Below are 11,975 nucleotides of genomic sequence, written 5' to 3'. Positions count from 1 at the left end.
CGCTCAGGACCAGGACGGCGGCGCGTCCCCGGTCGGGCGCGGGGTGATCAGCACGGCCGCGACCACCGTCGCGCCGAGCATGATGCCGGCGGCCACCAGCAGGGCCACGCCGAATCCGTGCACGGTGCCCGCCGTGACCGCGTCCGGGGCACCCTCGTGGTTGCGCAGCCAGGTCGCGGTGACGCTGGTGGCGACGGTGTTGAACAGCGCGGTGCCGAGCGCGCCGCCCACCTGCTGTCCGGCGTTGAAGGTCGCCGCGGCGGTTCCGGCGTCGGCCGCGCCCACCCCCGCGGTGGCCAGGCTGGTCGCGGTGGTGAGCACGACGCCCAGGCCCAGGCCGATCAGGATCTGCGCGGGCACCAGATACAGCACCAGTACATGCGCGCTGTCCGCCGTCAACCGGGACAGGAGCAACAACCCGGCGGCCATCGCGAGCAGCCCGGGAACCATCAACACCCTGGCGGTCACCCGGGCCAGCAGCCGGCCCGCGATCAGGATCGAGCCCACCAGCGAGCCCGCGACCAGCACCATGATGATCAGCCCGGCCCGCACGGGTGAATAGCCCAGCACGGTCTGCGCGTAGTAGCTCAGGAACAGGAAGCAGCCGAACAGCGCCGCCAACATCAACGCGCTGGTGAGGTAGACGCCACCACGAACGCGGTCCGCCACCACCCGCATCGGCAACAGCGGATGGCGCACCCTGGTCTCCACCAGCACGAACAGGCCGAGCAACAACACCCCGCCGGGCAGCAGGACGAGCACCAACGGGTCGTCCCAGCCGCGTGGTTCGGTGCGATTGAAGCCGTAGACCAAGGCCACGAGGCCGGCCACGCTCAGCAACGCTCCCGGCAGGTCCAGCCGACCGGGCCCGGCCGAGGGACGGTCGCGGTAGACGAACGGCAGGCCCAGCAGGGCGATTCCGGCGATCGGCACGTTGACCCACAGGCACCACCGCCAGTCCAGGTATTCGGTGAGCAGCCCGCCCGCGAGCAGGCCGACCCCCGAACCGGCGGCGCCCATCGCCCCGAACACCCCGAACGCCTTGCCGCGGTCCCGTGGGTCGGTGAAGGTCAGGGTCAGCAGTGACATGGCGGCGGGCGCCATCGCCGCGGCGAACACCCCCTGCAGCGCGCGGGCCCCGAACAGCGTGCCCGCACCGTCGGCCGCGCCACCCAGCGCGGAGGCGGCGGCGAACCCGATCAGGCCGATCCGGAACGTCCGGCGATGCCCGAGCAGCCCACTGACCCGGCCGCCGAGCAGCAATAACCCGCCGAAGGCCAGCACATAGGCGATGATCGCCCACTGCCTGTCGGCGTCCGACAGGTGCAGATCCTGCTGCATCGAGGGCAGCGCGATGTTCACGATGGTGCCGTCCAGCACGATCATGAGCTGGGCGAGGGTGATCACGGCCAGCGCCCACCACCGCTGCTCGTGGCGACGATCGACCGCCGGATCGACCACCGCCTCGGCCCGCTCCGGGTCGGGCGCGCGCTCGTGTTCCCGTTCGTGTTCCTGCTCGTACTCCCGCTGATGCACGGCTGGTTTCCGCCCCTCTAGAACAACGTACTAGTACTGGTACAACGTTCGACAAGGCCAGGATACTAGGCTCGCCGTCACGGAAAGAGCAAGGAGGTTGGGTCATCAAGGGCAAGCAGGGCAACGCCAAGGGCCAGGCCGCGGGGGGCGCGCAGAGCGTGTGGCTGCGCGAATCCCGGGCGGCGCGCGAGGAACCCCCGTTGACCCGGGCACGCATCGTCGGCGAGGCGGTGGCCCTGCTCGACGCGGAGGGCATCGACGGGCTGACCATGCGGCGTCTGGCCGAGCGGCTGGGGTCGGGCGTCACCACGCTCTACTGGCACGTGGACACCAAGATCGACGTGGTCGACCTCGCGCTCGACGCGATCTTCGCGGAGACACCGCTACCGGCGCCTGCCCCGGACCCCGACGCGTGGCAGGCCGACATCGTCGCCCTGCTCATGGACTGGCGGGCGACCATGCTGCGGCACCCGTGGTCGGCCGCGCTGCTCCAGCGACCGACCCTGGGCCCGAACCTGTTGGCCCGGATGGAGTTCCTGCAGGCGACCCTGGTCCGGGCGGGCTTCACCGGCCGGCGCCTGAACTCCGCCACCTGGGCGCTCTACAACCACCTGATGGGCGCGACCGTGGCCCGAGCCGGCTTCACCCTCTCCGCCGAGGACCGCGAGGCCGCCCAGCGCCGGCTACACGACCTGAACGACCGCTACCCGACGCTGAGCGCCAACGACTACATGCTGCAGAACGACTGGGACACCACCTTCACCACCGGCCTGACCTACGTCCTGAACGGCATCACCGCCTCCCCACCCACCGACGGACAGCCGTCGGACGTGGGCGGGGAGCCGGCGACGATCAGTCGTGGTCCGGGGTGGGGCGGGTGATGGCGAACATGTAGCAGCCGTAGGTGATGTTGCGGCTGTGGATTCGGGTCACCTCCGGGTCGGCGAGGATTTCGGCGAGGGCCCCTTCGGGGGCGTCGGTGTCGTGGACGCGCGAGGTGGGGTGGATGCGGCCCAGCGCGTCGTAGGCGCGGAAGACCTGGGGGCGGTCGCGCCAGTGCGGCGGGTAGCCGTCGTCGGTCGGGCCGGGGCAGGCTTCGGCGTGTGTGAAGACCGCGCCGATCTCGCGGTACGGGCTTGCCGGCAGCGGGGGTTCGTAGCCGAACAGGATCAGCGACTCGCCCGGTTCCGCGTCGCGCAGGCAGCAGCGCAGCGGCTCGCCGCCGCCGGCCGCGCGCGGCTCGACCGGGTGGCCGGAGACGTCCGTACCGGCGGCGCGGACCGTGTCGAGGAACTCGGCGGGGATCGCTCGGACGACGAAGGCGGGTGGGCTTGCGATGGTGGTCATGGCACCAGCGTGGGCGGGGCCGGAACGCGGTGCCGGCGGCATTCGGACACCGCGTTCGGGCCTGCCGGGACCCGGCTCACTCGTCCAGGCGGCACCAGTCGCGGCGGTAGGACGCCCAGTCCGTGTCGGTCGCGGTGAAGTCGACGTACAACGCGACGCCGAAGGCCGGTCGGTGCAGGTCGGTTCGGGTCAGGCCGAGCCGGATGCCGCGCACCGCCGCCGCGACCGTCTCGGCCGAGCCGTGGTGGCCCCACGAGTTCGCGTAGTAGGCGGGCAGGCCCATCAGCAGGTCGACCCGGGCCGGGGTCGCCTCCAGCGCGAGCCCGGTCTGCTGCGCGACGTAGCCGCCGTACAACGACTCCAGCGGCATCGCGGTGTCGTAGGACATCAGCGCGATCTGGTCGACCCGGCGCGCGACCTGGCCGAAGTAGCGCTGCGACCACCACTTGGGGTGGTCGCGCAACGCCAGGAACACGTTGTGCAGCGACGGCAGCGGGTCGATCTGGGCGGCGGCGACCGAGAGCGGGACGCCGCGCGCCCGGGTCATCTCGTGGGTGGCGGTGAGCACGGTCAGGAAGTCCTCGTCGCCGGACCACACCGGCTCCAGGTCGAAGTGCACACCCTCGAAGCCGGCGTCCAGGACCTGCGCGGCCGACGCGGTGATCGCCGCGCGCACCTGTGGACGGGTCAGGTTCAGGCCGGGCCCGCCGTGCGAGACGATGTCGCCGAGCCACGCCTGCACCCGTACACCGGGCACCTCGCGGTGCACCGCCTCCACCAGTTGCCGCGCCCCGGGATGCGCCGACGCCGGCAGCGTGCCGTCGTGTTCCAGCGGGCCGGCGTGCACATACAGGTCGTGGATGCCGGTATCGCGCAACCGCTTTGCCAGCACCGCCAGTTCGGCCGGGCCCTTGCGCCCGTCCACCCACGCGTGGCCCAGCCAGATCGCATCCCGGCCGCGACTGCGGGCCTGATCCGAGGGATCGCCCGCGTACTCCAACCGCAACGCGAGCGCGGCGGCACCGACCGGCACCAGCGGCAGACTCACCAATAACAACACGATCACGGTGACCCGCCGCCACCGACTCCACGACCGCCACCGCCGCCGCAGCCGACCCCGACGCGGCGACGAGGGCACATCGGGCGGCGCCCCCTCGGCCGCCTCGACGTCCCCACCCTCGACACCCCCGCCGTCGGGGTCCACCTCGTCGCGGACACCGATCTCGCGGACGCCGACCCCACCGGCGGCCACCCCACGTGCACCTTTCTCCGCAGCCCCCGTCCCACCGGCCGCGTGCCCTCCCCCACCTCGCGCGCTGTTGTCCCGGGCAGTGCGCCCGGGCTCGGCGATACCGATACGGATCGTCCCCCTGTGTCGTGGCCGGCCGCCCCACGTCGTGGCAGACCCCCCAGGGTCACGGCCGGCGAACCGCTTTCTCGCGACCGACGGGCCGCCGCGCGCGACCGCGGACGGGTTCCGGGTCGGCGGGCCGAGCCGCGGTCGGGGGGCCGGGTGCGACTCCCGCCTACTACGGACGCGCCCGGGTACGGAACCGTTCCAGCCCCGCCCCGACACCCTCGGCCGCGACGGCGATCACGCACCGGGCCGTCGCCATCGGAGGCTGTGACCCAGGTCACATCACTGATTGAAATATCCGGGGACTTCCTGTCCGTTTAACCGAGCGAATCACAATCGGGGAATCACTCCCCGGTTATCGGTCGGGACCGACAGGAAGGAGCCGGATCATGGGCAGTACCGCCACCGTCACCGCCACCGACGTTGTCGAGGACCGCGGTCCGCGCCTTCGTGCGGATGCCCGGCGCAATCGCGAGCGGATCATCGCCGCGGCGCGCGAGATGTTCGTCGAGCACGGCGCCGAGGTGCCGTTCGACGAGGTCGCCCGCCGTGCCGGAGTCGGCAACGCGACCCTGTACCGCCACTTCGCCGACCGCGGCGAGCTCGCACACCGGGTGATCCTCTCCGTCCTGGAGCGGATCACCGAGCAGGGCGAGCTGGCCCTGGCCGAGGAGCCGGTGGCCTTCGCGGCCCTGCGGCGCTTCGCCCACGGCGCGATGAGGGAGCGGATCGGGGCGCTGTGCCCACTCGTGTCCGCGACCGTGGACAAGGAACACCCCGAGCTGATCTCCGCCCGGACGCGGCTGGAGGACCTGGTCGAGACGCTGATGGAGCGTTCTCGTGCCGAGGGCCGGCTGCGCGTCGACGTCGGCTCGGGCGATCTCCTGATGGCGATCACCCAACTCACCCGACCGCTGCCCGGGATGGGTGGCTGCGTGGTGAACGACCGGTTCGTGCACCGTCACCTCGACGTGCTGCTCGACGGTCTGTGCACATCCGACCCCACCCCGCTGTCCGGCTCCACCGTGGCGATGCGGGACCTGGAACACCTGGCCGACGAGCCCGAGGGGCAGCCTTCCGGGCGCTGACGCGCCCTACCGACTTCCGATTTCACCGCAATACCGCGTGACCGCGTAACGACTACGAACTCGTCACCGTCGCCTCGCCACTTCGGCGTGGGCGAGGGGCACCGTCCGCCCCTGCGACGCCCGCCGTCGCAACGCACCCCCAAAGTGAGTACACCCATGTCTGCAACCGCTCCGCCCCAGACCGCCATGCCCGATCCCAGGCGCTGGAAAGCGCTCGTCTTCATCGCCCTCGCCCAGCTCATGGTCGTGCTCGACGGCACCATCGTGAACATCGCGCTGCCGTCCGCCCAGACCGACCTGGGCATCTCGGACGGCAACCGACAATGGGTGATCACCGCCTACGCCCTCGCGTTCGGCGGGCTGCTGCTGTTCGGCGGCCGGATCGCCGACCTGTGGGGTCGACGCCGGACCTTCATCGTCGGTCTGGTCGGCTTCGCCGCCGCCTCCGCGCTCGGCGGCATAGCCGGGAGCACCGGCATGCTGCTCGGCGCCCGCGCCCTCCAGGGTGTGTTCGGCGCGCTGCTCGCCCCGTCCGCGCTGTCCCTGCTCGCGGTGATGTTCACCGACGGCAAGGAACGCGCCAAGGCGTTCGGCATCTTCGGCGCGATCGCCGGTGGTGGTGGCGCGGTCGGCCTGATCCTGGGCGGCGTGCTCACCGAGTACATGAACTGGCGCTGGACCTTCTTCGTCAACATCCCCTTCGCCGCGGTCGCCGCGGCCGGTGCCGTCCTGGTCATCCGCGAGCCCGCCGGCACCCGCAACCGTTCGCCGCTGGACATCCCCGGCGTGGTGCTGTCCTCGGTCGGCCTGGGCACCCTGGTCTACGCGTTCACCCGCGCCGAGAGCCACGGTTGGACCGCCGGCAGCACGCTGGGCCTGTTCGTGGCCGCCGCCGTCCTGCTCGCGTCGTTCGTCTTCGTGGAGAGCCGGGTCAAGGCTCCGCTGCTCCCGCTGCGGGTGATCGCCGAGCGCAACCGGGCCGGCATCTACCTCTCGCTGGGCCTGGCCATCATCGCGATGTTCGGCATGTTCCTGTTCCTGACCTACTACCTCCAGATCGTCAAGGACTTCTCGCCGGTGATGACCGGCCTGGCGTTCCTGCCGATGATCGCGGGCATGATCACCGGCTCGACCCAGATCGGCGCCCGGCTGATGACCAGGGTCCCGGCCCGGCTGCTGATGGGCCCGGGCTTCCTGACCGCCGGGGTCGGCATGTTGCTGCTCACCCAGATCGAGGTGGACAGCTCCTACGTCGGGCTGATCCTGCCCGCGCAGATCCTGCTCGGCCTGGGCATGGGCACCTCGTTCATGCCGGCGATGAGCCTGGCCACCTACGGTGTGCAGCCGCGCGACGCGGGTGTCGCGTCGGCGATGATCAACACGTCGCAGCAGGTCGGCGGCGCGATCGGCACCGCGCTGCTGAACACCATCGCGGCCAGCGCGACCACCGCCTACGTGGCCTCGCACGCGGTGACCTCGGCCGGCGCCGAGCAACTGCGCATGCAGGCCATGGTGCACGGCTACGCCACCGCGATCTGGTGGGCGGTCGGCATCCTGGCCCTGGCCTCGGCGATCGCCTTCACGTTCATCACCGTCGGGCACGGCGACAGCACGGTGGTCGCCTCGCACGACGAGGACGCGGACGAGCCGGCGATTCCGGTGCTCGTGCACTGATCGCCCACCGCTGATCACCCGGCACCGACTGCCGGGCGCGGGCCCCATCGCCACCGGCGGTGGGGCCCGCGCCATGTCCGCGCCCGGCCCGACCGACACTCGGGCCGGCGGCCCGGGTCAGCGGAACTCCGGGATCACCTCGGCACCGAACAGCCGGATCATCGCGGCCAGTTCATCGAAGGAGCCGCGCGTGGACACCGGGCTCGCCCCGGCCGGCAGCCCCGCGCCGAAGGCGGCGTGCACGTGCTCGCTGCCGGTGCGGTCGCGGTAGCGGGTGATCTGGGCGATCACGTCCTCGGGGTCGCCCCACAACAGGCGGTCGCGGGCGATCTCCTCGGCGGGTACCCGTTCACCCGCGTCCAGGCGGCGGAACAACTCCCGCTCGTCGGCGTCCTCGGCCGACTCGCGCCAGTGTTCGAGCAGGCCGCCGACGTATCCGGGCAGCACCTCCTCGGCCACCGTGCGGCGATCCTTGCCCAGCCACGCATAGCGGCGCAGCACCCAGTCCGGACGCCGGGCGTGCGTCGCACAGGCCGCCCGGTAGACCGCCAGGCAGGATCGGGCCTTGGCCAACGACTGCACCGGACCGCACAACCACGCGTCGCCCAGCCGCGCGGCGCGCTCGACGGCGGCGTCGGCGACGCCCGCCACCCACAACGGGATGCGCTCCTGAACCGGGCGCGGGTGCACGGTCAGTTCGGGAAAGTTGTGGAAGCGGCCCCGGTAGCCGACGTTCTCCCGGGTCCAGAGCAGCCGGAGGATCTCCAGCGCCTCCTCCATCCGCGCGCCCCGGGTGCGGAAGTCGGATCCGTGCACGGTGTATTCCAGCGGCCACCAGCCCAGCCCGACGCCCAGGGTGACCCGGCCGCCGGAGATCTCGTCGATCGTGGCGACCTGTTCGGCGACCCGCACGGGGTGGTGCACCGGGAGTTGGAAGATGCCGGTCCCCACCCGCAGCGTCTCGGTGCGCGCGGCGACGGCGGCCAGCAGCGTGAGCGGATCGCTCATGTTGCCCGGCATGAAGTGGTGGTGGCCGACGGTGGCGGTGTCGAAACCCGCCTCCTCGGCGATCCGGGCCAGCGCGAAAGTGCGGTGGTACGGCTGCGCGTGGCCGGCGTCCCGAAGCACGGGCAGCGACATGGAGAACTTCATGCGGCCGGAAGCTAGCAGCGTCCTCGCAAGCTCTCCAGGGCCGCGCGGCCCCGCCGGTCGAAGCGACGGCGGCCGGCCCGCGGGCCGGCGGGGCGCGGGCCGGGCGGGCTCGGCGCGCCGGTACGCTCGCTCGGCGGGGTCGGGTGGTGTGCACGGTGGAGGCGATGACGATGGCCGAGCGGGTCGCGGTGGGACTGGTCGGGGCGGGTCCATGGGCGAGTCTGGTGCACGCGCCGGTGTTCGCGGACGGGCCGGAGACCCGGCTCGCCGCGGTGTGGGCGCGCCGCCCGGAGGCGGCCCGGGAACTGGCCGAGACCCATGGGGCCCAGGCGTGCGCGCGGTTCGACGAACTGCTCGACCGGTGCGAGGCGGTGGTCTTCGCGATCGCCCCCGAGGCGCAGCCCGCGCTGGCCGAGCGGGCGGCCCGGGCGGGCAAGGCGGTGCTGCTGGAGAAGCCGATCGCGGACGACCTGGACGGCGCCCGTCGATTGGCCGACGTGATCGGCGAGACCGGGGTCGGCTCGATGGTCGCGTTGAGCGCTCGATACGCGCCGCGGGTACGGGACTTCCTGGCCCACCTGGAGAGCGCCGACACCCGATGGCGCGGCGGGCGACTGGCCTGCGTCACCGGCGCCTTCCTCGATGGTCCGTTCGCGGCGTCGCCGTGGCGACAGGCTCGCGGGGCGATTCTCGACGTGGGGCCGCACGCGTTCGATCTGATGAGCGTCGCGCTGGGCGACGTCGTGGAGGTGCGGGCCGATGCCCCCGGCGACGGGTGGACGGCGGTACAACTGGTGCACGCCGGCGGCGCGGTGTCCCAACTGGTGCTGTGTTGCGCCGCGGCGGCGGGCCACCGCTACGACGTGGAGGTCTACGGGGCGACCGGGGTCGCCGCGCTCGACCTGTCCACCGCGATCGACGGGGCCGCGTTCGCGGTGCTGCGCGCGGAGTTCGCGAGCCTGGTGCGCGACGGGGGCGAGCACGTGTGCGATGTCCGCCGCGGGCTGTACCTCCAGGAGGTCGTCGCCCGCGTCGAACGACAACTCGCCGCGGCACGCTGAGCCGCGCGCCGCGACGATCACGTGTGGTGGGTCAGGCCGTCGGCTTGCGGGCGATGCCACCGGCCATCAGCTTCTGACCGACGGTCAGCGGCTCCTCGACCGGCTCCTCCGGCCGCCACTGCGGCAGGAACACCACGCCCGGCTCGACCGGTTCCAGGCCCTCGAAGTACGCGGATATCTCCTCGATCGTACGGAAGCGCCCCGAACCCAGGTCGGTGAGCAGCGCCTTCTCCAGCGCGACCGCGTCCGGGCTGGACGCGCAGAAGTGGGTGAGGAAGAGGAAACTGCCGGGCGGCAGCGCCTTCTTGTACGCCTCGACGATCTGCTCGGGGCCCTCGGAGTCGTTGAGGTGGTGCACGACGCCGACCAGCATCAGGCCGATCGGCTGGTCGAAGTCGATCAGGGCCCGTACGTCCGGGTGGTTCAGGATCTCGGCCGGGTCGCGCAGGTCGGCGGTGACCACCGTGGTCCGGTCGTTCTCGGCGAGCAGCGCCCGGCCGTGCGCGAGCACGATCGGGTCCTTGTCCACGTAGACCACCCGGGCCTCGGGCGAGTGCTCCTGGGCCACCTGGTGGGTGTTCTGCACGGTGGGCAGGCCGGAGCCGAGGTCGAGGAACTGGCGGATGCCCTGCTCGGCCATGTACCGCACACCGCGCCCGAGTATCGCCCGGTTGTACCGGCCGACATCGCCGATCTCCGGGACGATCGCCAGCGACGCCTCGGCTATCGCGCGGTCCACCGGGTAGTTGTCCTTGCCGCCGAGTACCGCGTCGTAGACTCGCGCGATGCTGGGCGTGGAGATGTCGATGCCGACCGGTCGCCAGTCGTCGTTCGGCTCGACCGGAGCGTTGTCCGCCGTTTGCGAGTCGTCTGCCATGAAGGCTCCAACCGTGGATTGATGGAATGGTCGATTCCCGTTGCCGGCAAGCCTATTGGTGCCGGACCGGGTTTTGTCGCCCGGGCCGGGGCCAACCGCGACGTTCCGAGCCGACGCGGGTGGCGACGTACACGCCCCCCTCGCCCACGCCTCCATCCGGATGAACGCGCGTGGCAGGTGACGCACCAAGGGTCGATCTCCGGCATTCTGCCCATGCGTTCCAACCCGTCGATGGGCGCCGCGTCCCCCCGGAGGTCTTCGGAGGACCCGCGAGAGCGGTGCGGCGAAAGGGGTGTCGGCTCGCCGATAATGCGATCCATGGACCACATCAGTCATTTCCGCCGTGAGGTTCGTGCGTTCGAGGCCGCCGCGCGGCGGGGTCTGAACGCTCCCGAGGCGCCCGTCGTGCCGTCCTGTCCGGAGTGGACGATGAGCGATCTGGTGGTGCACCTCGGCGGCGTGCACCGCTTCGTGGCCCGGGTCGTCGTGGCCGCACTCGCCGAGCCGCCGCCGGTCACCGACATCGGGATCTACGCCCTGCCCGAGGACCGCACCGGCTGGCCGACCCCGGGCGGTCCCACGCCCACCCCGGGGCCGTTGCCGCCCGGCCTGGTCGACTGGTTCGCCGCCGGGGCGGGCGAGTTGGCCGACGCGTTCGCCCACACGCCGGCCGCGCGCACGGTCTGGACCTGGTCCGCCGAGCAGAGCGTCGGTTTCTGGCTGCGCATGCAGACCATCGAGGCCGCCGTGCACCGCTGGGACGCCGAGCAGGCGGTCGGCGCCGCCGCTCCGGTGCACGCCGAACTCGCGGCGGACGCGATCGCCCAGCACTTCGAGGTGATGGTCCCGGCCCGGCGCGAGCGGGGGCAGGCGCCGCCCGGGTCCGGCGAGCACCTGCGGTTCCGGCAGACCGACGGACCGGGCGACTGGGCGCTGCGTCTGGTCGGCGACGAGGTCCGGTTCGGCCCGGCCGAGGGGCGCGGTGATGTCGAACTGGCCGGTACGGCATCGGACTTGGCGCTCTTCCTGTGGGGCCGCCTCCCGGTGGACCGGCTCACCGTAACCGGCGACCGCGACACCGCCGACCGGTACTTCACCCTCGTCCCACCGGTATAGCGCCGAACCGCCCTGGGGCCGCCGTCAATTCGTCGGGGGTGGCGTATCCGTCGAGGCGTCCGAGACCCTGGGGAACGGGCGCGGGTAGTGCACGCCGAGGTGGAAACGGTCGGCGAGGACGTCGGCGAACGCCGCCGCGATCCGGTACTCGCCGGCCGGGTTCGGGTGCAGGCCGTCCCCGGTGTGGTCGGCCGCGATGAACTCGGCGTCGGTGGTGGCCACCACGATCGGCGACTCGTCGCTGTTCAGGTCGGCCGCGAGGGCGTCGATCCGCGCGTTGAAGGCCGCCGCCCGGGCGGCGAAGTCCGGGTCCGGGCCCGCCTGATGGGTGGGCAACACGTGGCCGAGCACGATCCGCAGACGCGGGTTGGCCCGGCGGGCGTCGGAGATGAACGCGCGCAGGTTCTCCTCGAACCGGGCCGGATCGATGTTCGGCCGCAGGTCGTCGACCCCGAGCAGGATCAGCAGGTAGTCCGGTCGGTGCTCGGCCACCTCGGCCTCGATGTCGCCGAGCGGGTCGTCGGACCCGACCAGGTCCAGCCGCACGTCGTGGGCGCGCAGGTGTCGCCACAGACGATATCGCCAGGTCCGGTCGCCGCTGCCGACGTGACCGATCGAGTCGCCGGCGATCATCACCGGGACCTCGTGTCTCGCGCCCGTCATGGTGCCTCCCGGGTCGATCCACCGGCCGTGTCCGGGCAGCGGTCCTGTCCACACGTTAGGTTCGCCGCGCGCACGCCGCCCGCTCGGCTACCGCGAACGGGTGG

Annotated in this window: 11 protein-coding genes; 5 read left to right on the top strand and 6 right to left on the bottom strand. The window is 72.2% G+C overall.

Going from position 1 to position 11,975, the window contains the following annotated elements; all coding sequences use genetic code 11:
• Positions 1-3: 3 nt before the first annotated feature.
• Positions 4-1,413 carry an MFS transporter gene (locus tag ACH4U8_RS32280; protein WP_379991287.1) on the bottom strand — a complete coding sequence of 470 codons (1,410 nt, stop codon included), beginning with the start codon at positions 1,411-1,413 and terminating at the stop codon, positions 4-6.
• Positions 1,414-1,736: 323 nt separating this feature from the next.
• Here ACH4U8_RS32280 and ACH4U8_RS32275 point away from each other — a divergent pair, with 323 nt between their 5' ends.
• Entirely contained in the window at positions 1,737-2,417 is a 681-nt protein-coding gene (locus ACH4U8_RS32275) for a TetR/AcrR family transcriptional regulator C-terminal domain-containing protein (RefSeq protein ID WP_395781942.1), read from the top strand.
• On the opposite strand, the gene ACH4U8_RS32270 is transcribed toward ACH4U8_RS32275, so the two are convergent.
• Positions 2,389-2,883: a DUF1203 domain-containing protein gene (locus ACH4U8_RS32270; RefSeq protein WP_395781940.1), complete on the bottom strand. Its 495-nt coding sequence runs from the start codon at positions 2,881-2,883 to the stop codon at positions 2,389-2,391. The genes ACH4U8_RS32275 and ACH4U8_RS32270 overlap by 29 nt on opposite strands.
• 76 nt (positions 2,884-2,959) lie before the next feature.
• Positions 2,960-4,135: a hypothetical protein gene (locus ACH4U8_RS32265; RefSeq protein WP_395781938.1), complete on the bottom strand. Its 1,176-nt coding sequence runs from the start codon at positions 4,133-4,135 to the stop codon at positions 2,960-2,962.
• A 494-nt stretch (positions 4,136-4,629) separates the two neighbouring features.
• Between ACH4U8_RS32265 and ACH4U8_RS32260 the strand changes: the two genes are divergently transcribed.
• Both ACH4U8_RS32260 and ACH4U8_RS32255 read left to right on the top strand, forming a co-directional pair.
• Entirely contained in the window at positions 4,630-5,328 is a 699-nt protein-coding gene (locus ACH4U8_RS32260; RefSeq protein ID WP_360309188.1) for a TetR/AcrR family transcriptional regulator, read from the top strand.
• Positions 5,329-5,484: 156 nt separating this feature from the next.
• Complete coding sequence (locus tag ACH4U8_RS32255; RefSeq protein WP_395781936.1) at positions 5,485-7,002, top strand: MFS transporter; 1,518 nt, start codon at positions 5,485-5,487, stop codon at positions 7,000-7,002.
• Positions 7,003-7,119: 117 nt separating this feature from the next.
• Here ACH4U8_RS32255 and ACH4U8_RS32250 read toward each other — a convergent pair whose 3' ends face one another.
• Positions 7,120-8,154: an LLM class flavin-dependent oxidoreductase gene (locus tag ACH4U8_RS32250; RefSeq protein ID WP_395781934.1), complete on the bottom strand. Its 1,035-nt coding sequence runs from the start codon at positions 8,152-8,154 to the stop codon at positions 7,120-7,122.
• Between the two features lie 164 nt (positions 8,155-8,318).
• On the opposite strand from ACH4U8_RS32250, the gene ACH4U8_RS32245 reads away from it, so the two are divergent.
• Complete coding sequence (locus ACH4U8_RS32245; protein WP_360309194.1) at positions 8,319-9,215, top strand: Gfo/Idh/MocA family oxidoreductase; 897 nt, start codon at positions 8,319-8,321, stop codon at positions 9,213-9,215.
• Positions 9,216-9,246: 31 nt separating this feature from the next.
• Here the strand turns inward: ACH4U8_RS32245 and ACH4U8_RS32240 are convergent, their stop codons facing one another.
• On the bottom strand, positions 9,247-10,092 hold the full coding sequence (locus tag ACH4U8_RS32240) for an SAM-dependent methyltransferase (RefSeq protein WP_395781932.1): 846 nt from the start codon (positions 10,090-10,092) through the stop codon (positions 9,247-9,249).
• A 318-nt stretch (positions 10,093-10,410) separates the two neighbouring features.
• Here ACH4U8_RS32240 and ACH4U8_RS32235 point away from each other — a divergent pair, with 318 nt between their 5' ends.
• Positions 10,411-11,208: a maleylpyruvate isomerase family mycothiol-dependent enzyme gene (locus ACH4U8_RS32235; RefSeq protein ID WP_360309198.1), complete on the top strand. Its 798-nt coding sequence runs from the start codon at positions 10,411-10,413 to the stop codon at positions 11,206-11,208.
• Positions 11,209-11,232: 24 nt separating this feature from the next.
• On the opposite strand, the gene ACH4U8_RS32230 is transcribed toward ACH4U8_RS32235, so the two are convergent.
• Positions 11,233-11,871: a GDSL-type esterase/lipase family protein gene (locus ACH4U8_RS32230; protein WP_360309200.1), complete on the bottom strand. Its 639-nt coding sequence runs from the start codon at positions 11,869-11,871 to the stop codon at positions 11,233-11,235.
• Between the last annotated feature and the right edge of the window lie 104 nt (positions 11,872-11,975).

Origin of the sequence: Embleya sp. NPDC020886, from assembly GCF_044333915.1 — a bacterium.
Classification (GTDB): domain Bacteria; phylum Actinomycetota; class Actinomycetes; order Streptomycetales; family Streptomycetaceae; genus Embleya.
The sequence above is the reverse complement of the archived record's forward strand: the minus strand, read 5'-3'. Positions and strand labels throughout refer to the sequence as shown.